We start from the raw sequence: 20,105 nt of genomic DNA, 5'->3' as shown, positions 1-20,105 counted from the left end.
CGCAGACCTGACAAAGAATGCGAGGGTTTGTCTACACGCTGAGACACCTGCTCGTAAGCAGGTGTCTTCTACTATTACTTCGCCACTTCAAGCTCTACTTCAATGTTCCCTCTTGTTGCTTTTGAATATGGACAGAATTCATGTGCAGCATGGACAAGCTCTTTCACTTTGTCATGATCATGACCTTTCGCAGACACAATCAGCTTTACGCCAAGCTTAAAGCCGCCGTCGCTTTCATCTTTTAAAAGACTGACATGTCCTTCTACTTCCGATTCAATTTCTATCCCTTGCTTCTTGGCTACCTGTTCAAGTGCTCCTCCGAAACAAGCTGCATAGCCTGCTGCAAATAATTGCTCTGGGTTTGTACCAGTCTCTCCATCTTTCTTTGCGTTAGGCATGACAATGTTATGATCGAGCACACCATCTTCTGAACGAACATGTCCAGCTCTTCCATGCTGCGCCTTTACTTTTGCTGTGAATAATGGTTTCATCTTCATCTCCTCCTTTATCTATTGATCCTTTTCACGTTCTATTCATTTCTCAAACATTTATCGCACATTGAACAATTTTTCATTTTTCGTCTGTATTTATTTTAAAAAGGAAGAAAATCTTATACAATGATAAGTATGACAAAAAATAGTTGGTGACTGACATGACAAATGAATTTGAACATATGAAGCTGGAAAATCAGCTTTGTTTCTTGTTATATGCAAGTTCACGAGAGATGACGAAGCAGTATAAACCGTTATTAGAAGAATTAAACATTACGTATCCGCAATATTTGGCACTGCTTTTATTGTGGGAGCATGGAACATTAAATGTGAAAACGATGGGAGAGCTTCTCTATTTAGACTCCGGTACACTCACACCCATGCTGAAACGAATGGAGCAAAACGGACTCATTATCCGAGAACGCTCGAAAGAGGATGAGCGGTCTGTGCAAATTCGTTTAACGGAATATGGAGAACAGCTAAAGGAAAAGGCTACTGCAATTCCGTCTCACATGCTGACTGGGACAGGCAGATCAGAAGAAGAGCTAAAAATACTGCGCGCCTCTTTACATGAGCTTTTGCAAAATTTAACACAACCAAAAGGCTGAGGGAACGATCCCCTCAGCCTTTTATTGATGTCTAATTATTGTGCGACAGCTACTAGTTCTACTTCGATATTTCCTTGATTTGCTTTTGAATATGGACATACACCGTGTGCTTTATGAACAAGTTCTTCTAATACTGACTGCTCAATGCCAGTTCCCTTTACTTCTAATTGAACGCCTAGTTTGAAGCCGCCATCTGAACTGTCTTTTAATAAGCTGACATGTGCTGTTACTTCACTTTCAAAACGGATACGCTCTTGTCTTGCTACCATTTGAAGGGCAGAATCAAAACATGCAGAGTAGCCTGCTGCGAATAATTGCTCTGGGTTTGTTGCTTTTTCAAGTTTTTTTGCTCTTGGTGTTCCAGGCATTGCTACATCATGCTCAAGTACACCATCTGTTGAAACAACCTTTCCTTCTCTTCCTCCGACAGCTGATACCGTTGCTGTAAATAAAACGTCTGACATGAATATAACCCTCTTTCTCTCCAATAATATTTTCTACAATTTAATTGTACACAATTTAAATTGCGGAGTCAATCAATAAATACTCTTTTTTAAGTTTTCCTCCCTGAACCCTTTTTATGAGCATGTCCCAAAATTGTTAGACATAAAAAAAGCCCTTTAACAAGGGCTTTTAGATCGTGTCATGCTGTGGATTCGGTTGTTCTAGCGTATGGTTTCTGTTATCTGGATCGGCATTTGCTGCTGCCAGCCACAATGCCATGATGGTGATGCTTGTACAGACGACTGCCCATTTTTTAAAATTCATATAAACAATCCCCTCTCTGAATATAGATTCGCGCATGTTCCGCTTCCCCATAGAATATGGAAGATTTTTCATAATCCCCCATTTCATTATAATACTTTGCGGTATCTAATGCCAGCTCCTCTATATCAGGATATGCATAGGCAGACTCTAAAAAATGGAAAATTTGTTTCATATGCTCCGCATCTTGTCTTAAATACAATGCTTCTAGAAATATGGTTTTCTGAATATGAATGTCATCTTGAAGAGCTTCTGCTCGCTTCATACATTCTTCTCTGTAGTGTAATGCTTCTTCGTGTTTTCCTTGTTTGTATAATATCTGAGCGGCTGTATAAAGAGGGTCTATAGATCGACGAAGATGATCGGATTGATTTTGATCAAATAACGAGATGGATTCTTTCATTAATTCGAGTGCGCGGCCTAAGTCTCCCATTCGGTAATAACTGTTGCCCATATTAAATAAAGAGGAGGCAATAAAACGCACATTCTGAAACTCTCTTGATCTCGCAAGTGCTCTTTCGAGATGTGGTAATGCTTTTTCATGCCTTCTCATATCATCGTAGTTACCGGCCACAATAAATTGACACTGAATGGTGCGAAGCGCATACAGTTCATGCTGAACATAAACATCCAGCGCTAGTTTAGCATGGTGCATCGAGATATGCGTTTGTTTCATGTGGTAATATATTTCTGACATTTTAAAATGAAATTCCGCACGTTCAATATCATCTGATACAAAAGAAAGCTTGTGCTCTGCCTTTTGATAAGACGATATGGCAGCAATATACTCCCTCCGTCCGAATTCATACATGCCTCTGAAAAAATGATAGTAGTATTCTAGCATGCCTGTGACATGCGTTTGATGCTCATCTATTTCTTTCGAAAGCTCGGAAAAGTTGGCGCGAAGCTTTCCTTCCTTTAATGGCTTTAAATAATCGAGCATGACCTCATGCCGAAATTCCATTAAAGAAAAATAGAGAAGCAAATTCTGATCTTCTTCCATTGAATCAAGAGAGGTGCGAATTTCCTGTTTTAACTGTTCTGCTTGTTCTGAATCAAATCTGCGGATTAATTCATACCACTTGTTGATTTTCACTCCAATATCCGAAGAGGGAATGATTTTCGCCATACGTTGCCTTCTCCAATCTTCTCAAAATATAAAACATTACCATATTTTATCATACTTGACCGGAGAAATACAAAAATGAAAGGAAAAAGAGAGCCTGTTGTCACAAGACTCTCTTTTGAATTCGTTATTCTCTTATTTGTCCTTGACCACGAATGACAAATTTTTCAGACGTTAAGGCTGGCAGACCCATTGGTCCTCTTGCATGAAGTTTTTGTGTACTAATACCTATTTCCGCTCCATAACCAAATTCAAATCCATCTGTGAAACGAGTAGAAGCATTATGATAAACAGCGGCAGCATCGACAGCTGTTAAGAAAAGGGCTGCATGTTCATCATTTTCCGTAATGATCGCTTCAGAGTGCTTAGAGCTATAAGTTTGAATATGCTGAATCGCTTCTTCTATGTTTTTTACTATTTTAATGCTGACAATCGGTGCTAAAAACTCCGTTGCATAGTCCTCAGTTGTCGCTAATGCAGCACTAGGAGCAAGCGCGCAAACAGCTTCATCACCGCGTATTTCTACCCCATTTGATTGAAGGGCTTCAAATAACGAAGCACCGTATGTTTTTGCCCAAGTTTCATGAATGACAATGCTCTCAATCGCATTACAAACAGATGGTCTTTGGGTTTTGGCATTCAGCACAATCCGCTCAGCCATTTCGTTTTTCGCTGTTTCATCAATGTAGATATGACAATTTCCCGCACCTGTCTCAAGCACCGGCACAGTTGACTCTCTCACTACAAGATCAATTAAATTCTTCCCGCCGCGCGGAATGAGGACATCGAGGTATTCATTTAAGGTGAACAGTGTTTTCGCCGTTTCACGGCCCGTATCTTCAATCAATTGCACACTGTCTACTGGAATATCCGTCGTATGAAGCGCTTCATGAATCACCTTTACAATCGCTTTATTACTATGAATAGCAGATGAGCTTCCGCGCAGAATCACAGCATTCCCAGTTTTCAAGCAAAGGGTCGCAGCATCGACTGTCACATTTGGTCTTGCTTCATAAATCATGCCAACCGTTCCAAGCGGTACACGGACCTTTTCGATGAATAGACCGTTTTCTTTTTGAATGGTTTCTAACGTTTCACCAATTGGGTCTTTTAGCTGAATGAGTTGAAGGGTCGCGTCTGCAATGGCTTCAATTCTCTCTTCCGTGAGTGTGATCCGGTCAATGACAGATGGCGTGAACTGCTTTTCCTCAGCCGCTTGAACATCCTTTTGGTTCTCCTCTATTAAATAAGCTGAAGATGCTTTTAGTGCACTTGCAATGGCGTGCAAGGCAGCATTTTTTTGTTCCGTCGTTTTTAGAAGCAGCTGATCTTTAGCTACACTTGCTTTTTTTGCTTTTTCAAGAACTTCATTCATCGTATTCCCTCCTCAGTTTTGTACATGCTGTACCCAGTGATCTCGGTGTATGACCTCAGGCTTCTCTTTTGAAAGCTCGTCACTTCGCATTCCTTTAATGCCAAGAAGCTCATCGGATGCGTACAAGGTTTGTCCCTTACCAACTAATCCGTTTGGCCCGACGACTTCTACAACCTCTCCTTTAGAAAAGTCACCAGCGACATCAATGACTCCTGCCGGAAGAAGACTTCTGCCATTATGCAAAATCGCCGCTTCCGCTCCTGCATCAATCATGATCTTTCCAGAGACCGGTGAGTGGAATTGAATCCATTGACGGCGGTTGTTCACAGCTGATAAATCCTGTTCACCGATATACGTTCCGTCACCTTGACCCGCAAGAATGCGAAGCAGTTTGTCTTCCCCAGTGCCTGTGCCAATGAAGACTTTCACACCAAGTGAAAGTGCCGTTTGTGCAGCAGACAGCTTCGATTTCATTCCGCCTGTTCCAACCTTTGAACCAGTGCTCTTTGCATATGAAAACAATTCTTCTGAAATGTGAGTCAGGACATCAAACCGCTTCGCCTCAGGATGCTCATTTGGATTTGCATCATAAATGCCATTGATGTCTGTTAATATGATCAATTGGTCTGCATGGATTAATCCACTGACAAGAGCTGACAGCATGTCATTATCCCCAAAGGTAAGCTCCTCGATGGAAACTGAATCATTTTCGTTTATGATCGGCAAAATCTTTCTTTCCAGCAGCTCCATCATCGTTGCGTAAGCATTTCGATATCTTGTTCGATCTGAAAAGTCATTACGTGTTAAAAGCATTTGAGCAGGTGTCATGTGAAACTGTGAAAAAAGCTCTGTATATTTTTGCATTAACAAGCCCTGACCAACGGCAGCGGCTGCCTGTTTCCCCTTTAAGGTCACAGGTCTTGATGGATAGCCTAGGCTTCCAAATCCTGACGCAACGGCTCCTGATGAAATTAAAATGATTTCATGCCCTGCTTCTTTGAGCTTTGCTATCGCTCTTACATGATCCTGCATCTTTTGTTCATCAATGGCTCCTTTTTGCTCTGTTAATGAACTGCTGCCAATTTTTATGACGATCCTTTGCTTTTTCATCCTTGATTCCCTCCGCTATACCTTTAGGCACAAAAAAATCCCTTTTTCTCCTTATGTAAAGGACGAAAAGGGATTTTCCGTGGTACCACCTTCATTGAATAAGCATGCGACATGCTTATTCCACTCAACTCCTGTAACGCCAGGCACGCGCTTAGATTTTTCCTCTAAGGCTCAAAGGGCAGGTTCAGCAGCTGTCTGCGGCAAATGTTTCAGCATATCATTTGCTCTCTTTACGCATCAGTTCCTGCTTACTATTCCTTTTCAACGCTCATTAATTTTTTTATATTATCACCAATTGCTAAAGAAAAGTCAAGCGGTCAATTAAAGACAATCGTTTTATTCTCATGAACAATAATTCGATCTTCCAAGTGCCATTTGACAGCACGTGCAAGCACACTGCGCTCAATTGTCCGGCCAATATTTTTTAGAGCTTCCGCATCATCCCGGTGATCTACACGCTCAATATCCTGTTCAATGATCGGTCCTTCGTCTAAATCATTGGTCACATAATGAGAAGTCGCACCAATTAATTTGACGCCTCGTTCATATGCCCTCTTGTATGGGTTTGCACCAATAAACGCTGGCAGGAAGGAATGATGAATATTAATGATTTTATTCGGATGCTCTTCAATAAATTTAGGCGTTAAAATTTGCATGTATCGAGCAAGCACAACGGCATCAATGTCGTACTTTTCTAATAGAGCAAGCTGCTGTTTTTCTGCCTCTTGACGAATGTCTTTATTCGCCTTCACAAAATGGAATGGGATGCCGAGTGCTTCGACCGTATCCTTTGCCGTTTCATGATTGCTGATCACAACTGCGATTTCAGCCATTAAATTTCCGCTTTGCCATTCCCATAGAAGTTCATTTAAACAATGAAGCTCTTTCGATACAAAGATCGCCAGCTTTTTCAGATCACTTGCACGTGACATGCTCCATGTCATTTGAAATGATGCGGCAATTGGCTCAAAGCTATTTTTCAACTGATCTAAGTTGGCCGAAATGTCTTTCCAATCAAATTCAATTCTTAAAAAGAACCGGCCGCTTTCATGATCTGTTGTATATTGGCTGGATTCAATGATGTTCGCTCCGTGCTCAAATAAAAAGGAAGAAACAGCTGATACAATACCAGGCTGATCCGGGCAGCTGACAAGCAGTCTGCCTTTTTGCTCGTGCTTTTGTCTGTGTAATTCAAGTTTCTCTGTAATCAATGTTCTCATGTATCATGACCTCATTTACGTTTTCATTCTAATGAAATATTATACTGGACTGGAAAGAGAAAAAGCAATGAAGAGTCTATTTTTTATTGAATATTCATTCAATTCTGCACCTAGCGTGATATAATGTGAGTAGACCTTTTATCACAAAAGGAGTGATGGAGATGAAAAGCATGACTTTGTTTGGTAAAGTGAGCTTTTGGCTCGGCATCATATGTCTGATCACAGGTATTTATCTATTTATGACCGGTGAAAGACTCATTCCTTTGCTCACATTTGGTGTCTGTTTTCTGCTTGTGAGTCAGCTTTACCGCAAAAATGAAAACGATTCCAATCATCATTCGATGTAATAAAAAAGGCTGGCAGACAGATGCCAGCCCTTTTCTTATTCAATAATCTTTAACCCGACCGCCGCAGATAAAATCAGTGCGATAAAGAAAATACGTTTTGCGTCTTTCGACTCACCATAAAACAGCATGCCGACAACGGCTCCTCCAGCAGCTCCAATGCCAGTCCAAATGGCGTACGCCGTTCCCATCGGAATTGTATTCATCGCAAGAGAGAGCATGAGAAAGGACAGCGAAAATCCAGCTGCAATAAATAAAATCCATTTGACATGTCGGTCTTTCTGGAATTGATTCATCATGGTGACACAAAGCATTTCTAAAATGCCTGCCCCAATGAGTAAAAGCCAGCTCATGATTCAGTCTCTCCTTTCTTTTCTCCTGTGGTCAGCTTGAGCCCTAATACACCGCTTAAAAGCACCATGATTAAAAGTAATTTCAATAGCTGTACCGGCTCCCCCATGACCATACCTACTATGACAGTACCTGCTGTCCCAAGTCCGGTAAAAACGGCATAAAGTGTGCCAACTGGCAGTACAGTCGTAGCTTTCAGGAGTAAATAAAAGCTGACGACAATACAAACGATGGTTGCGGCCCATTCCAATAAAGAGTCAGCATATTTCAATCCCATCACCCAGCCGACTTCAAAGATCGCCGCAATCAAGACATTTCCCCATTTCATTAGATCCCTTCCTTTCTGAACGATTCCAACCAACAAAAAAAAGCCTGGAAATCGATCGTTTGATCAAATCTCCCGGGCTTTTATCCCTCCGTGTCATACGGTCTATTGTCAAGACCCTATGTGTTTTCTCTCGGTCCAGACTGCGCCACCCGCACGGAACCCTAGAAAACCAATTCATGATAAGCAGATCTGACTTAGAGCAGATTCTGTGTCAAAATTGTATCACACCCCTAAATACTGGTCTATCACTTTGCTTTCCTCAGGCAAATATACTTGTTCATTTTTCGAAAGAATTTTTATGGGACCGCCGTATACTAAGTGTTAGAAACAGGTTAACTGATCAAGAAGATTTACAGGCTGTTTCGCTGCGAACTGAAGGGAAATGAGCATATATGACAATCCATTTATTTTTTATGACATTGACGATCAAGCGTAAATACAAGGACATGGAGACCGTACTTTACGAACAAGAAGTTGAAGCATTTTATGAAGAAATGAAACAGAAGCAGCTAAAGTATATGAACTAAAACAGGAGGAGATCGACATATTTATCATGCTTGCATACGAGAAAGAAGTTTCCTTAAAGCGCGGGTACGGCAACGATCACATCGCTGATATAATGAAATAAGATTGATGTGATGATCGTTCAACTTTAGAATGCTGAAAAACATTTTATAGAAAATCAAGAGGTGGATTCATATGATGATGACCGATGAACAAAAACATGAATTTTATCAAGCACTTGTTGACAAGAATCCGCAATATGACGGCACATTCTTTGCCTGTATTAAGACAACCGGCATCTTCTGTCATGCCACATGTACGGCCAGAAAGCCAAAATATGAAAACTGTGAGTTTTTCTTTACAGCGGAGGAGGCACTGCTGGCAGGGTATCGCCCATGCAAACGCTGCACACCGTTAACATACCCTAACAGCATTCCTGAAGAAGTCAAAACACTCGTTTCAGCAGTAGAAAAAAATCCTGAGAAACGCTGGAAAGAAGAGGACTTCCGCCAATTAGGGATTCACTCTGCCACTGCTAGAAGAAAATTTAAAGACATTTACGGCATGACCTTTGTTCAATATGCAAGATCACGCCGAATGGGACTTGCCTTTAAAGAAATTTTGAACGGAAAAAAAGTAATCGATCAGCAGGTCACCTTCGGCTATGAATCTTCAAGCGCCTTCAATGATGCATTTACGAAAATCATGGGAAATCCCCCTAAAAAAGCGCAGATTCACATTCTCTATGCTAATTTTATTTCCACACCGATCGGGCGGATGATCAGCGTGACAGATGCCACACATGTGTATTTACTGGAGTTTATGGACAGGCGGGGACTCGAAAAAGAAATTGAAACATTAAGAAAGAAGCATCATGCCCGTATTTTAGTTGGAGAAACAAACGTCCATCAGCAATTAGCAAAGGAATTGGCCTTATATTTTGAGAAAAAGCTGACCAAGTTTACTGTACCCCTTTCCTTACATGGCACCCCTTTTCAAATGAAGGTGTGGGAGCAGCTTTCACTCATTCCAGCAGGCGAAACGAGATCCTATCGTGATCTAGCCACAATACTGGGCGATCCGCATTTGGTTCGTGCCGTTGGTAATGCAAATGGTGCGAATCAATTGGCGATTATCATTCCTTGCCACCGCGTGATTCAAACAAGTGGTGAACTTGGAGGCTACGGCGGGGGAATTGAACGGAAGAAATATTTGCTTCAGTTAGAACAGCGTGAATAAAAGAGAAAACGGCTCTGCTTATTCGGTAAGCGAGCCGTTTTCTCCGTTACGGGTGATGCTGTATACATCAATGATTTGGTCCCATTTTGAAATGGTTTTTTCTTTTTTCATGCCCATTTTTAAAGCGACCTTCACCGACGCTTCATTCTCAGGACGAATTAGGCTGACCATCCGTCTGACCTTCATTTCTTCAAATCCATAGGTGAGACAGCCTTTTGCAGCCTCCGCAGCATAGCCATTCCCCCACGCCGCTTTCTTTAGCATATAGCCGATCTCAAGCTCTGTTTGCCCTTCAATATTTTGCAGGACAATTCCGCTTTGTCCAAGTCGTTCATTTGTTTCTTTATCTTCAATGATCCATAGCGAGGTGTGGTACGTGCGGTCATTTTTTTGATTCCATGCAATCCACTCTTTTGTCTGCTGTTCATCCTTCAAAGAAGGATAATACTTCATCACTTCTTCGTCTTGAAACAGCTCGTCATATAAAAATGACGCATCATGTTCATTCATCGTTCTCAGTTTCAGGCGCTCTGTTTCAAATACTGTTCTTGTTTGAACTGTCATTGATGATCCTCCCTTTTTTTACTTGCTAAAAATATCTCCGAACAAACCATTTGAATCTGGGGCAAAGTAATGGAAGCCCGCACCGGTTAAACTAGCAGCCAGCGCTGTCCACATCATTAAGCTCACGGTCATCCACACCGCGACTTGCTTTCTTTTCGTTCCAAAGCTCATGCACATCAAGGCGGCTAAATGACTTCCGATGATAAAAGGACCAATGAGCGCTAATCCAGGCAGACCGTATCGTTCCCAAATTTTTCTCGCCCGCAGCTGCTTTTTCTCTCCTTTTTCATCACCTTTCTCTTCTTTTCTCTTTAACCACCATGCTTTAAACCGGTCCACAAACACAATGAGAAACAAGACTGTGAGAAAGTTGCCGATGAATCCAATCACAGCTGTTGTCACAGGATGCAGTCCACTTAAGATTGCGAATGGAACGACACCAATCACTTCAAAAAAAGGCAAAGCAGCCAATACAAAAACGAGTACATATCCCCATACGATATCCAAAAACAGAACCCCTTTTCATTTTTGTCCTCTCCCCATTGTAATGAAAAACACAATTCCATTTCTACTTTTTTTTAGAAAAAGAAAAGCACATCGGATCGGATGTGCTCAGTTTACATTCGTATTTTCATTTTTCTTATTTGCTCGGCGCAGGACAATGAGCATAAGCCCTATTAAAATCACAATAGACAGCAGGCTTTGCAGTAAAATCACACTTGGTGACGTCCAGCCAATCCATTCGAATATGAGCTGCGGTCCGAAAAAGATGAGCGGAATCAATGAAACGACATTCGCCTTTAAGATTGCATTGAATACAACGATACATAGCAGCATAAGCAGAATGACGCCCCATCTTTGTCCTGAAGTAAGTACAAGTAATGGCGTACCAAGTTTTTGATCCAAAAGTTTGATTGTCACCATTGCTGTCAGCTGAAAAATTCCTAATAACCAAAAGTAGAGGAATACCCGGCTGCTTGTTTGAAAGGCGGTCGCTCTAAACATCACAATGATCATGATCACATTGGCCACTAAAACGATTGGATATCCAATCAAAGCAAACCAAGAATACGATAAATTTTGGCTGATTGCATCTGATAAAATCATGTAAAAAAGTGACCCAATTAAAAAAGCACTGACAAACGGCACCCAGTCTTTATGATTTCCTGACAGCTCTTTTGAGAGTTCATCTGCATAGCTCCGCGGATCTCCGCCGAACACATCCTCTCCTGTTTTGCCGTCTTTTTCAGCCTCAACCGCATGTGTGGTCAGTTCGTCCATCAGCTCATCAATCTCATCCTGATTTTTTCCCTTTGATATGAGATAAAGTTGCAGCTCTAGTAAAATGTGTCGTGTTTCTTTTGATACCATAATCTCACTTCCCTTTTTGTAATAAGCGGTTTACATTATTTGAAAGCTCATCCCAGCGGGCAATAAACTCTGTGAGCGCTAGTTCACCCGCTTGTGTGAGCGTATAGTATTTCCTTTTCGGTCCGCTTGCTGAAGCTTTTGTGACAGTGGTCACCAGCTGTTCCTTTTGCATTCGCAGCAAAATCGGATAGATACTGCCTTCACTTATTTGATCAAACCCATAATGCGCGAGCTTCTTCGTCATTTCATACCCATAAATTTCACCCTCAGAAATAATCGACAGCAGGCAGCCTTCTAAAATTCCTTTTAGCATTTGTGTGGATGTTGTCATAATCGTTCCTCCGGTTTCAGTATCTTGCATCACAAGATAGCTTCATCTTACCATACACTATCTTGCCATGCAAGATACCGTACTAGAAAAAAAATCACCGCTTAAAGGGTGATTTTTACGCCCAAGGTTTATCTGTCCCAAGTGCGTCAGCAAGCGCCTTACTATGTTTTCGGCGGCTTTTTCTTTCCTCTGCCCGCTGCTTCGCTGTTTGATGAAGCATGATCTCTTCTTCTGTTTCCGGCATCACCTGCGGGACTCGTTTAGGCTTTCCGTTTTCATCTAATGAGACAAATGTCAGAAATGAAGTCGCTGCGAGCCTGCGTTCTCCAGACATCAAGTTTTCTTTAATGACTTTAACGAACACTTCCATAGAAGACGTGCCGACCCATGTGACATAGGATTCCAAGCATACTGACTCCTTTTGTCCAATCGGCTCTAAAAAGTCAACAGAATCCATTGAAGCTGTGACCGTTTCACTGCGGCTGTGTCTTGCTGCCGAGATAGAGGCAATGTCATCTATATAGCTCATTAATTTCCCGCCAAATAACGTTTGGTGGTTATTCGTATCGAGAGGGAATACCCTGCTGGTTTTTACAACTTTCGATTCCTTGCAGTATTTGAAATTTTCTTCACTCATCATCATAGCTCCTTCTTGCTGTTTTCGTAGATGCGGAACGACTTTTATTAAACACTATTCTTTTAGGTTTGTCTAAACTTTTTGCTTTAGTCTTATGTGAGAGATTTTCTTTCGGAAATGTTTCAACCATGACAAGAAGAAGGAATAATAGAACTATGAACGAACAAGGAGGCCATTTGATGGATTCGATGAGAGCAGAGCAATTATACAAAATGCCGCAATGCATGAGTGAATACGACGATTTAGAAGAAGTTCTTTTATGCAGTCCTATTTATATGGAAATCAAACAAATTATCAACGAAACACAGAAACATTTTGCGAAAGAAAATATTTCTCAAATGAAAGCAGTCGCTCAGCATAAAGAATTGATCCGAACGCTTAAAGATCATCAAGTACGGCCCATCCTGCTCCCAGCGAATGACCGCTTCCCTGAGCAAGTCTTCACTCGGGATATTGGGTTTACGATTGGACATACACTGTTTGTTTCAAAGATGGCCACTCCGGTTCGGCAAGGGGAAGAACAATGTCTAAAAGAGTGGGCACAGGCAAACGGGTTATCAGCTGTCACCTTGACAGAAGGAACGATTGAAGGCGGCGATGTGCTTGTGGATCAGAACCGTGTGTTTGTTGGCACGAGCAAAAGAACTAGTCCAGCCGCTATCTACCAGCTCAAAAAGGAACTGCCGGATCACGACATCATCCCAATTCACCTTCCTCCTCACATTTTGCATCTCGATTGTGTGATGAATATTCTGTCTCATGACGAGATAATCATTTATCCTGAAGCGTTTAAGCAAAAGGATCTCCAGCTGCTCAAAACGTATTATCATTTTGTTGAAATCAGTGAACAAGAGCAATTCACACTTGGACCAAATGTTTTATCCATTGGGCAGAAAAAAGTGATCAGCTTGCCAAGCAACCAAGAAACAAATGCTGCATTAATCTCTCACGGGTACACCGTTATTGAAGTGGACTTTTCTGAAATTATTAAATCTGGCGGCTCGTTCAGATGCTGCACATTACCTATTCGGCGTTCATCTATTAAAAAAGCCAGCGTGTAGAACAGCTTGTCTACTTGCTGGCTTTTTATCTGGCTTGTCCTATTTTCTATTATATAAATGACAGGCGACTTCATGTCCTTCTTCCACTGCTTGTAATACTGGCTTTTTTTCAGCACACACATCCATCGCGGCAGGACATCTTGTTCGAAATACACAGCCGCTTGGCGGGTTCACTGGACTTGGAATTTCTCCTTTTAAAATAAACCTTTTGCGCTTGTCCTCTACGTCAGGATCTGGAATGGGGATGGCAGACAGCAAGGCTTGTGTATATGGGTGAAGCGGTGTTTGATATAATGCATCACTCGTCGTCAATTCAACGAGATGGCCTAAATACATGACACCGATTCGGTCGCTAATATATTTCACCATCGACAAGTCATGTGCAATAAAAAGAAAAGTTAATCCTTCGTCTTTTTGCAGTTTCTTCAGCAGATTCACGACCTGCGCTTGAACGGAGACGTCTAGTGCAGAAATTGGCTCATCTGCCACAATAAACTTTGGCGCCAAGGCAAGTGCTCTTGCAATGCCGATTCTCTGCCTCTGTCCTCCGCTAAATTCGTGCGGATAGCGGGTGGCAAAATCATAGCTTAACCCCACCGCTTCGAGCAGTTCTTTTACGCGGGCAATCCTTTTCTTTTGACTGCCATAAAGCTGATGAATCTCCATTGGCTCCAGCATAATATCTTTTACTGACAGTCTCGGATTTAAGGAGGAATACGGATCTTGAAAGACCATTTGCATTTGCCGGTTGAAATCAAATGATTCTTTTTTAGAAAGGCGGTGAAGACTTTTCCCTTCATATAAGGCTTCACCATCTGTTGGTTCATAAAGACGCATGAGCACTTTCCCAAGTGTGGATTTGCCGCAGCCAGATTCACCAACGAGACCAAAGGTTTCACCTTGTTTCAGCTGAAAAGAGACACCATCCAGCGCTTTTAACGTTCTCCCTTTTGATAGGTGAAAATGTTTTTTGAGGTTGTTTACTTGTAAAAGTGGTTCAACTGTCATGATCGCTCCTCCTCTCGCTTGGTAAATACCGCCTTGCACCTGCCCATTCCTTTTCATATGAAGTGCCAGAAAGGGAGAGCAGTTCAATTTGTCTGCCGGTTTTAGGCGAATGAAGCATCTTCCCGTCTCCAGCGTAGATCCCTACATGGCGGACCGCTCCCTTTCCGTTTTCATTTGCAAAAAACAACAAGTCGCCTGGTTCTAAATGGCTTGATGTCACCGGCGTTCCTTGAACTGCTTGGTCACTTGCGTCTCTCGGCAAAAGATATCCGCACGCTTTGTACATGCTGTAAGCAAAGCCTGAACAATCATAGCCAAAGCTGCTCATGCCTCCCCATAAATACGAAAGTCCAATAAATTGTTTTCCTGTGTCTACGACATCTTTGCCGGTCAAAGAGTAAGCATGTGAAACTGGGCGTACATCCGCTTTGTTGATTTCTCTTATTCCTACTGGGGTGACAACATAAAATTGATCATCTGTTTCTTTAGCTGCTGCCAGTTCTGTTAAAAAACTAATCTCCATATCGGGTTCCCCGTTTTGATAGAGCGTGGCTTTTTTCTGACAAACGATCAGAGATGCCGCTGACGCACTTCCCTCTGTTACTTGGATTAATTGCTCAGCAGGTATATAGCCTGGATAGCCTTGCGGATGTTTCCGGCTGGCCTGCTGCGGTATGACAACTTTCATCCAGCCATCTGCCTCTTCTAATCCAATCACTCGCCCGCCGAGCAGTACTTGAGATTGAATCAAATTTTCTTCACATAAAGCCAACTTTTCTTCATATGTTTGCTGGTCAATCCACTCTTTGATGTTGATGGAGTCCTGAAGTACCTTTCGATCGATTTCTCTCGGAGACTGCGGCGCTGTCCATACGTTAGCGACTGGAACCTTTGATTCATATATCATCACGAGACTCCTTTCACCCCTTGAATGCCTAACCCATGATCGAGCGGTAAAAATATGTCTTTTCCTTTGTACACGATTCCTCCGTCTATCATGTCTTCTTTCAGCATAAGCGGCGCATCAAAATCGCAGCGGGTGATATTCGGCTGACTTGCGGCGAAATGTGCCGCTGCTGTAATGCCAAGCTTTGACTCAATCATACTGCCAACCATGCACTGAACACCGTATGCTTCAGCTAGGGCATTGATTTTTAGTGCTTCTTTTATGCCGCCTGATTTCATTAATTTTAAATTGATCAGATCACAGCTTCTCGTTTCAAGCACTTTGATTGCATCATGAAAATTAAAAATGCTTTCGTCTGCCATAATCAATGTATCAGTTGCTTCTGTCACACGGCGCAGACCTTCGATATCTTCTTTCGGTACTGGCTGTTCTACTAATTCAATATTCAGTGCTTCCATTTTTCGAATGGCTGTGATCGCTTCCTTCCACGTCCATCCTTGGTTTGCGTCGAGCCTGATCTGAATGTCCGGTCCGACTTTTTCTCGAATCCGCTTGATCCGCTGAATATCCGTGTGTATGTCATCTTTCCCCACTTTCACCTTTAACGTCTGAAAGCCTTCGGCTGCGTATTGTTTCGCATCTTCTGCCATCTCGAGCGGACGGTTTACACTGACCGTATAGTCGGTTTCGAGCTGATGACGATATCCGCCAAGGTATTGATAAAGCGGAAGTCCTGCCTGCTTTGCTAACCCATCATAAATGGCCATATCGATTGCTGCCTTTGCGCTTGTGTTGCTTGCGAGCACACGGTTCATAGCAGAAAAGATTTGTTCATACTCTGGCAAGGAAGCCCCGAGCAAAATGGGTCTGATCACTTCACAGATGGCATAGTCGATGCTTTCCAGCGTTTCTCCTGTAATCACCGACGTGGGAACTGCCTCTCCGTAGCTGACGTCACCTTGATCATATGTGATGATGACGATCAGAGATGCTGCGTCATACACCGTTCTTAAAGCGGTTTTGAAAGGCTTTTTTAGCGGTACACTCGTTCTGCATGTATGAACATCCACGATTTTCATTTGATCGCCTCTTTCGCTGCGACGCCTGGGGAAATGTGCAGTTTTTTCCCCTCCGCATCTAGTGCAGCCTGCACGCCCATTGGAATGGCAAAGTTCGGTGATGAATGACCGATCCGAAAGCCGCCGAGTGCAGGTTTCTTTTGCGGCACAATATAGGTTTCCCACAGCTGTTCCAAGGTTAAGGACTGGTCTTTCTTTTTTGGTTCACATTGATGAAAATCTCCAATGATAAATCCTGCCGCATCATCCAGTTTTCCAGCAGAGGTGAGGTGCTGCATCATGCGATCGATTTTATACGGCTCTTCGTCAATATCTTCAATGAACAACAGCTTTCCCTTCGTATCAATTTCAAAAGGTGTACCAAGTGTTGTCACGATGAGGGCAAGATTCCCTCCTATGATGTCACCTGAAGCAGTGCCGGGGTAGAAGGTATGAAGAGGTGACAAGTGATGCGTATACGTAAAGGCCTTCGGGGCAAACAGCTGCAAAAAGGTATCCTTCGTATACGGATGAACCTCTTCAAGTCCCACATCAGAGGAAAGCATTGGACCATGAAAGGTCACAAGGCCGGTCTGCTGCTGGATGGCCGTATGTAAAAACGTAATGTCACTATAACCCCAAAAGATTTTCGGATTTCGGCGAATGAGATCATAGTCAATGGCTTCCGCAAGTCTTCCAGTTCCGTACCCTCCGCAGGCACAAATAACTGCTTTGACTTCTGGATCTTGAAACATGCCATGAAGATCTTCCACTCTTTCATGATCACGCCCCGCTAAATACCCGTACCGAGAATCGAGATACTTCCCTTTTTTCACCTTCAGCCCGAGGCTTTCTAAAAAGGCAATTCCTTTGGCTAATTTCAATTCATCAGGCGGGCTTGCTGGTGCAATAATCCCCACCGTATCCCCTGTTTGAAGCGCTGCTGGCAGCTGGTTCATGCCAATCCCCTCTTTCTCTTTGTTTCTTTCAATCTATGGGCATCTTCTCCATAACATGAACGAATAAAGGAACAGACGCTTTTTTCCAAAGCGTCCGTGTTTCTCATTTACTACTCTCCATCTACTTGCGCCCATTTCAAATCGATATACCCAACAGGGTGGCGGACAATCCCCTTCACGCCCTCTTTTTGTAAATGGACTTGGTTATAAAAATGAATTGGAATGATCGGTGCTTCTTCCATGAGAAGTGCCTCTGCCTCATGAAGGATGCTGTTTCTCTTTTGTTCATCTGCTTCCTGGCTCGCCTTTTTAATCAGCTGATCATAGGTGTCGTTTGACCATCCCGTCCGGTTCATCGCATTCCCTGTTTGAAAGCTCTCTAGGAAATTGATCGGATCTGCATAGTCTGCTAAAAATGAACTTTGCGAGAATTGGAATTTCAGCGCCTTTTGATCTTCTGCAAATACATTGGCTTCCATGTTCGCAAGCTTCACGTCTACACCCAGCGCTTCTTTTAATTGCTGCTGGATGGCTTCAGCTTTTTTCTTGTTCTCAGGCTTTGTGCTATATGTTAATGTGACGGGCGGCAGCTTCGAATAGTTCTCTTCTTTCAGCCCTTTTTCTAATAGCTTCGCAGCTTCACTCGTATCTTGTTTGACAAGATCGCCGCCAGCTTCTCTGAAATCTTCACCCTTTGAATCTAGAATTCCCGGTGAAACGAAGGCGCGGGCAGGCTTCTCTTTATTCTTCGTTACATAATCCACGATATCTTGCGGATTGATCGCCATTTGAAAGGCTTTGCGAATGTTCTTATTTTGAAAAGGTTCCATGTTCACATTCAGACGATAAAAGAACAGTCCTGCCTGATCTTCAATGTGCACATCTTTATTTTTCAGCAAATTTTCACTTTGTTCTGCTGGGACGAAGGCAGTATCTAAATCTCCCGATTGATACATTTGATAATCAGTGTTGCGATCACTGATCATCAGCCACTTTACCTGATCCAGCTTAACTGATTTTTTGTCCCAATACGTCTCACTTTTTTCCATAGTGAAGCTCTCATCATGCTTCCATTCTGTCAGCTGAAACGGTCCATTCCCAACAAAGGTTTTGGCATCCTTTGCCCAATTTGGGTCCTTCTCAGCTACCTTCTCATTGACAGGGAAAAAGGCAGGGTTTGCGGTCATATTTAAGAATGACTTCTGCGGGTATGCCAGTGTGACTTTTAGCGTTTTGTCATTTTCAGCACTGACTTTTACGTCCTCTTTCTTTCCCTTTCCGCTGTTAAATGCCTCTCCGCCTTCAATCATGTAAGCTAAGAACGATGCAGAGGAGCCTGTTTTCGGATCGAGCAGACGCTTCCACGCATATTCAAAGTCACTCGCTTTCACTGGATCACCATTCGACCACTTGATACCATCTCTTAAATGAAACGTGTACGTTTTTCCATCCTCTGAAATCTCCCATTTTTCAGCCATTGCAGGAGATGGTTCGTGCTTTTCATTCAGTCTCGTTAATCCTTCCATTAAGTTATTCAGCCCTTGCCACGATACATTATTAAAACCAATCGGCGGGTCAAATGACGTCGGTTCATTTTCGTTATTTAAGGTTAATATTTTCTTTTCACCCTTGTTACTTGATGATCCTTTACCTGCTTGCTCATTCGCTGTACATCCTGCGAGCAGCATGATGATGAACAAACAAACACTGATGATCCACCCTTTTTTTCTCATCAAAAACTCCCCCTTTGTGTTGAAGATAACATCGCTTGGTTCGCTCGCTCATCCTGGAGCCAGCAATGCACTGTATGAGTAGGTGACCGCTGCGTTTCGTGCGGCATGATATGATCACACACTTTCATGGCAGACGGGCAGCGATCGGTATACGGACAGCCCTTTGGCGGCGCAAATAAATCAGGCGGGCTTCCTTCAATCGGAATCAGTTCATCTTTCATATCAAGTCTTGGAACGGATTGCAGGAGCCCTTTAGTATAAGGATGCTGCGGACTGTAAAAAATATCTCGTCTTGTTCCGACTTCAACCATTTTCCCTCCGTACATGACTGCTACTCGGTCGGCAACTTGGGCTACGACCCCTAAGTCGTGTGTGATTAAAATAATGGTGACACCTGTTTTCCTCTGAATCTCTTTAAACAGCTCTAAAATTTGTGCCTGTATGGTCACATCCAGCGCGGTCGTCGGTTCATCTGCGATCAGCACCTTTGGCTCACAAATCAGTGCCATTGCAATCATGAGCCGCTGCCTCATTCCTCCGCTGAATTGGTGTGGGTATTGCTTTAACCTCTCCTTCGGCTGCGGAATACCAACCAAATCAAGCATCTGTATGGCGGCTTCTTTCACTTCTTTTTTCGTCAGCTTTTGATGTTCCTTCGCCGCTTCCATCAGCTGATCTCCTATTGTCAAGGTTGGGTTGAGTGCCGTCATCGGATCTTGGAAGATCATCGAGATATCGACACCTCGTATGGCGCGCATTTCTTTTTCAGATAATGACAGCAAGTTGCGGTCTTGAAACCAGATTTCTCCCTGATCAACATGCGCGCTGTATGCAGGCAGAAGCCTCATAATACTTTGTGATGTCACACTTTTTCCGCAGCCTGATTCTCCTACAATGGCTAAGGTTTCTTTTTCATAAACATCGACATTCACTCCGCGTACTGCTTGAACTGAACCGCCGTATGTTCGAAAGCTGACGTGCAGATCGATAATTTGCAGAACTTTTTTCACAGCAC

General features: G+C 42.8%; 25 protein-coding genes, 1 riboswitch and 1 other annotated feature. Of the genes, 5 read left to right on the top strand and 20 right to left on the bottom strand.

What is annotated here, in order from left to right; translation table 11 throughout:
• Window positions 1-74: 74 nt before the first annotated feature.
• Window positions 75-491 carry an organic hydroperoxide resistance protein gene (locus MHI46_RS06395; protein ID WP_039178014.1) on the bottom strand — a complete coding sequence of 139 codons (417 nt, stop codon included), beginning with the start codon at window positions 489-491 and terminating at the stop codon, window positions 75-77.
• Between the two features lie 161 nt (window positions 492-652).
• Between MHI46_RS06395 and MHI46_RS06390 the strand changes: the two genes are divergently transcribed.
• On the top strand, window positions 653-1,099 hold the full coding sequence (locus MHI46_RS06390; protein WP_039178012.1) for a MarR family transcriptional regulator: 447 nt from the start codon (window positions 653-655) through the stop codon (window positions 1,097-1,099).
• A 35-nt stretch (window positions 1,100-1,134) separates the two neighbouring features.
• Here MHI46_RS06390 and MHI46_RS06385 read toward each other — a convergent pair whose 3' ends face one another.
• The 6 genes from MHI46_RS06385 to purU all read right to left on the bottom strand — a co-directional run bounded on the left by MHI46_RS06385 (window position 1,135) and on the right by purU (window position 6,695).
• Window positions 1,135-1,563, bottom strand: a complete 429-nt coding sequence (locus MHI46_RS06385) for an organic hydroperoxide resistance protein (RefSeq protein WP_342503176.1) — start codon at window positions 1,561-1,563, stop codon at window positions 1,135-1,137.
• A gap of 169 nt (window positions 1,564-1,732) precedes the next feature.
• Window positions 1,733-1,867 carry a hypothetical protein gene (locus MHI46_RS06380; RefSeq protein WP_024424642.1) on the bottom strand — a complete coding sequence of 45 codons (135 nt, stop codon included), beginning with the start codon at window positions 1,865-1,867 and terminating at the stop codon, window positions 1,733-1,735.
• Window positions 1,857-2,993 (bottom strand): Rap family tetratricopeptide repeat protein, encoded by a 1,137-nt coding sequence (locus MHI46_RS06375; RefSeq protein WP_342503175.1) that lies wholly within the window; start codon window positions 2,991-2,993, stop codon window positions 1,857-1,859. The genes MHI46_RS06380 and MHI46_RS06375 overlap by 11 nt, the downstream gene beginning before the upstream one ends.
• A 124-nt stretch (window positions 2,994-3,117) precedes the next feature.
• On the bottom strand, window positions 3,118-4,365 hold the full coding sequence (locus MHI46_RS06370) for a glutamate-5-semialdehyde dehydrogenase (protein WP_058838956.1): 1,248 nt from the start codon (window positions 4,363-4,365) through the stop codon (window positions 3,118-3,120).
• Between the two features lie 12 nt (window positions 4,366-4,377).
• Window positions 4,378-5,475 carry a glutamate 5-kinase gene (gene proB, locus MHI46_RS06365; protein WP_342503174.1) on the bottom strand — a complete coding sequence of 366 codons (1,098 nt, stop codon included), beginning with the start codon at window positions 5,473-5,475 and terminating at the stop codon, window positions 4,378-4,380.
• A gap of 55 nt (window positions 5,476-5,530) precedes the next feature.
• Window positions 5,531-5,749: a binding site (T-box leader), on the bottom strand.
• A 43-nt stretch (window positions 5,750-5,792) separates the two neighbouring features.
• Window positions 5,793-6,695, bottom strand: a complete 903-nt coding sequence (gene purU / locus MHI46_RS06360) for a formyltetrahydrofolate deformylase (protein WP_039178002.1) — start codon at window positions 6,693-6,695, stop codon at window positions 5,793-5,795.
• Window positions 6,696-6,856: 161 nt separating this feature from the next.
• On the opposite strand from purU, the gene MHI46_RS06355 reads away from it, so the two are divergent.
• Window positions 6,857-7,042, top strand: coding sequence for a hypothetical protein (locus MHI46_RS06355; RefSeq protein ID WP_144495104.1), 186 nt, complete (start codon window positions 6,857-6,859; stop codon window positions 7,040-7,042).
• 35 nt (window positions 7,043-7,077) lie between these two features.
• Here MHI46_RS06355 and MHI46_RS06350 read toward each other — a convergent pair whose 3' ends face one another.
• Window positions 7,078-7,392, bottom strand: coding sequence for a multidrug efflux SMR transporter (locus MHI46_RS06350; RefSeq protein ID WP_117730044.1), 315 nt, complete (start codon window positions 7,390-7,392; stop codon window positions 7,078-7,080).
• Window positions 7,389-7,718, bottom strand: a complete 330-nt coding sequence (locus MHI46_RS06345; protein ID WP_268465283.1) for a multidrug efflux SMR transporter — start codon at window positions 7,716-7,718, stop codon at window positions 7,389-7,391. The genes MHI46_RS06350 and MHI46_RS06345 overlap by 4 nt, the downstream gene beginning before the upstream one ends.
• 67 nt (window positions 7,719-7,785) lie before the next feature.
• A riboswitch (guanidine-I (ykkC/yxkD leader) is annotated at window positions 7,786-7,894 on the bottom strand.
• Between the two features lie 216 nt (window positions 7,895-8,110).
• Here MHI46_RS06345 and MHI46_RS06340 point away from each other — a divergent pair.
• The gene (locus MHI46_RS06340) at window positions 8,111-8,245 is read left to right on the top strand and encodes a YrzI family small protein (protein ID WP_073204910.1); all 135 of its coding nucleotides are present in this window, start codon (window positions 8,111-8,113) and stop codon (window positions 8,243-8,245) included.
• A 172-nt stretch (window positions 8,246-8,417) separates the two neighbouring features.
• A complete protein-coding gene (locus MHI46_RS06335; protein ID WP_268465285.1) occupies window positions 8,418-9,461 on the top strand; it encodes a trifunctional transcriptional activator/DNA repair protein Ada/methylated-DNA--[protein]-cysteine S-methyltransferase in 1,044 nt (347 codons plus the stop codon).
• Window positions 9,462-9,479: 18 nt separating this feature from the next.
• On the opposite strand, the gene MHI46_RS06330 is transcribed toward MHI46_RS06335, so the two are convergent.
• The 5 genes from MHI46_RS06330 to MHI46_RS06310 form a co-directional block, all read right to left on the bottom strand.
• A complete protein-coding gene (locus tag MHI46_RS06330) occupies window positions 9,480-10,025 on the bottom strand; it encodes a GNAT family N-acetyltransferase (protein ID WP_151284228.1) in 546 nt (181 codons plus the stop codon).
• A gap of 18 nt (window positions 10,026-10,043) precedes the next feature.
• Window positions 10,044-10,532, bottom strand: coding sequence for a small multi-drug export protein (locus MHI46_RS06325; protein ID WP_039177994.1), 489 nt, complete (start codon window positions 10,530-10,532; stop codon window positions 10,044-10,046).
• A gap of 105 nt (window positions 10,533-10,637) precedes the next feature.
• Entirely contained in the window at window positions 10,638-11,396 is a 759-nt protein-coding gene (locus tag MHI46_RS06320) for a hypothetical protein (protein WP_064498355.1), read from the bottom strand.
• 4 nt (window positions 11,397-11,400) lie between these two features.
• Window positions 11,401-11,727, bottom strand: coding sequence for a PadR family transcriptional regulator (locus MHI46_RS06315; RefSeq protein WP_058838949.1), 327 nt, complete (start codon window positions 11,725-11,727; stop codon window positions 11,401-11,403).
• A gap of 115 nt (window positions 11,728-11,842) precedes the next feature.
• Window positions 11,843-12,364: an acyl-CoA thioesterase gene (locus MHI46_RS06310; RefSeq protein WP_008346212.1), complete on the bottom strand. Its 522-nt coding sequence runs from the start codon at window positions 12,362-12,364 to the stop codon at window positions 11,843-11,845.
• 179 nt (window positions 12,365-12,543) lie between these two features.
• On the opposite strand from MHI46_RS06310, the gene MHI46_RS06305 reads away from it, so the two are divergent.
• Window positions 12,544-13,425: a dimethylarginine dimethylaminohydrolase family protein gene (locus MHI46_RS06305; protein WP_268465291.1), complete on the top strand. Its 882-nt coding sequence runs from the start codon at window positions 12,544-12,546 to the stop codon at window positions 13,423-13,425.
• A 39-nt stretch (window positions 13,426-13,464) separates the two neighbouring features.
• Here the strand turns inward: MHI46_RS06305 and MHI46_RS06300 are convergent, their stop codons facing one another.
• From MHI46_RS06300 to MHI46_RS06275, 6 genes are all read right to left on the bottom strand, one after another.
• On the bottom strand, window positions 13,465-14,433 hold the full coding sequence (locus MHI46_RS06300; protein WP_144495115.1) for an oligopeptide/dipeptide ABC transporter ATP-binding protein: 969 nt from the start codon (window positions 14,431-14,433) through the stop codon (window positions 13,465-13,467).
• On the bottom strand, window positions 14,423-15,340 hold the full coding sequence (locus MHI46_RS06295) for a C40 family peptidase (protein WP_268465294.1): 918 nt from the start codon (window positions 15,338-15,340) through the stop codon (window positions 14,423-14,425). Before MHI46_RS06295 ends, MHI46_RS06300 begins: the two co-directional genes overlap by 11 nt.
• Complete coding sequence (locus MHI46_RS06290) at window positions 15,340-16,419, bottom strand: dipeptide epimerase (protein WP_342503173.1); 1,080 nt, start codon at window positions 16,417-16,419, stop codon at window positions 15,340-15,342. The genes MHI46_RS06295 and MHI46_RS06290 overlap by 1 nt, the downstream gene beginning before the upstream one ends.
• Complete coding sequence (locus MHI46_RS06285) at window positions 16,416-17,357, bottom strand: LD-carboxypeptidase (protein WP_058838945.1); 942 nt, start codon at window positions 17,355-17,357, stop codon at window positions 16,416-16,418. The genes MHI46_RS06290 and MHI46_RS06285 overlap by 4 nt, the downstream gene beginning before the upstream one ends.
• Before the next feature lie 110 nt (window positions 17,358-17,467).
• Window positions 17,468-19,090: a peptide ABC transporter substrate-binding protein gene (locus MHI46_RS06280; RefSeq protein WP_039177980.1), complete on the bottom strand. Its 1,623-nt coding sequence runs from the start codon at window positions 19,088-19,090 to the stop codon at window positions 17,468-17,470.
• A complete protein-coding gene (locus MHI46_RS06275; protein ID WP_058838944.1) occupies window positions 19,090-20,100 on the bottom strand; it encodes an ABC transporter ATP-binding protein in 1,011 nt (336 codons plus the stop codon). Before MHI46_RS06275 ends, MHI46_RS06280 begins: the two co-directional genes overlap by 1 nt.
• Window positions 20,101-20,105: the final 5 nt, after the last annotated feature.

Source organism: Bacillus sp. FSL K6-1000 (assembly GCF_038630785.1).
Lineage (GTDB): Bacteria > Bacillota > Bacilli > Bacillales > Bacillaceae > Bacillus > Bacillus safensis.
This window is presented reverse-complemented; position numbering and strand designations above follow the sequence as displayed.

What these genes read in the sequence shown, in the direction of transcription:
- MHI46_RS06395 (WP_039178014.1), bottom strand. Translation starts at nt 491, where the DNA reads ATGAAACCATTATTCACAGCAAAAGTAAAGGCGCAGCATGGAAGAGCT.
- MHI46_RS06390 (WP_039178012.1), top strand. Translation starts at nt 653, where the DNA reads ATGACAAATGAATTTGAACATATGAAGCTGGAAAATCAGCTTTGTTTC.
- MHI46_RS06385 (WP_342503176.1), bottom strand. Translation starts at nt 1,563, where the DNA reads ATGTCAGACGTTTTATTTACAGCAACGGTATCAGCTGTCGGAGGAAGA.
- MHI46_RS06380 (WP_024424642.1), bottom strand. Translation starts at nt 1,867, where the DNA reads ATGAATTTTAAAAAATGGGCAGTCGTCTGTACAAGCATCACCATCATG.
- MHI46_RS06375 (WP_342503175.1), bottom strand. Translation starts at nt 2,993, where the DNA reads ATGGCGAAAATCATTCCCTCTTCGGATATTGGAGTGAAAATCAACAAG.
- MHI46_RS06370 (WP_058838956.1), bottom strand. Translation starts at nt 4,365, where the DNA reads ATGAATGAAGTTCTTGAAAAAGCAAAAAAAGCAAGTGTAGCTAAAGAT.
- proB (WP_342503174.1), bottom strand. Translation starts at nt 5,475, where the DNA reads ATGAAAAAGCAAAGGATCGTCATAAAAATTGGCAGCAGTTCATTAACA.
- purU (WP_039178002.1), bottom strand. Translation starts at nt 6,695, where the DNA reads ATGAGAACATTGATTACAGAGAAACTTGAATTACACAGACAAAAGCAC.
- MHI46_RS06355 (WP_144495104.1), top strand. Translation starts at nt 6,857, where the DNA reads ATGAAAAGCATGACTTTGTTTGGTAAAGTGAGCTTTTGGCTCGGCATC.
- MHI46_RS06350 (WP_117730044.1), bottom strand. Translation starts at nt 7,392, where the DNA reads ATGAGCTGGCTTTTACTCATTGGGGCAGGCATTTTAGAAATGCTTTGT.
- MHI46_RS06345 (WP_268465283.1), bottom strand. Translation starts at nt 7,718, where the DNA reads ATGAAATGGGGAAATGTCTTGATTGCGGCGATCTTTGAAGTCGGCTGG.
- MHI46_RS06340 (WP_073204910.1), top strand. Translation starts at nt 8,111, where the DNA reads ATGACAATCCATTTATTTTTTATGACATTGACGATCAAGCGTAAATAC.
- MHI46_RS06335 (WP_268465285.1), top strand. Translation starts at nt 8,418, where the DNA reads ATGATGATGACCGATGAACAAAAACATGAATTTTATCAAGCACTTGTT.
- MHI46_RS06330 (WP_151284228.1), bottom strand. Translation starts at nt 10,025, where the DNA reads ATGACAGTTCAAACAAGAACAGTATTTGAAACAGAGCGCCTGAAACTG.
- MHI46_RS06320 (WP_064498355.1), bottom strand. Translation starts at nt 11,396, where the DNA reads ATGGTATCAAAAGAAACACGACACATTTTACTAGAGCTGCAACTTTAT.
- MHI46_RS06315 (WP_058838949.1), bottom strand. Translation starts at nt 11,727, where the DNA reads ATGACAACATCCACACAAATGCTAAAAGGAATTTTAGAAGGCTGCCTG.
- MHI46_RS06310 (WP_008346212.1), bottom strand. Translation starts at nt 12,364, where the DNA reads ATGAGTGAAGAAAATTTCAAATACTGCAAGGAATCGAAAGTTGTAAAA.
- MHI46_RS06305 (WP_268465291.1), top strand. Translation starts at nt 12,544, where the DNA reads ATGGATTCGATGAGAGCAGAGCAATTATACAAAATGCCGCAATGCATG.
- MHI46_RS06300 (WP_144495115.1), bottom strand. Translation starts at nt 14,433, where the DNA reads ATGACAGTTGAACCACTTTTACAAGTAAACAACCTCAAAAAACATTTT.
- MHI46_RS06295 (WP_268465294.1), bottom strand. Translation starts at nt 15,340, where the DNA reads ATGATATATGAATCAAAGGTTCCAGTCGCTAACGTATGGACAGCGCCG.
- MHI46_RS06290 (WP_342503173.1), bottom strand. Translation starts at nt 16,419, where the DNA reads ATGAAAATCGTGGATGTTCATACATGCAGAACGAGTGTACCGCTAAAA.
- MHI46_RS06285 (WP_058838945.1), bottom strand. Translation starts at nt 17,357, where the DNA reads ATGAACCAGCTGCCAGCAGCGCTTCAAACAGGGGATACGGTGGGGATT.
- MHI46_RS06280 (WP_039177980.1), bottom strand. Translation starts at nt 19,090, where the DNA reads ATGAGAAAAAAAGGGTGGATCATCAGTGTTTGTTTGTTCATCATCATG.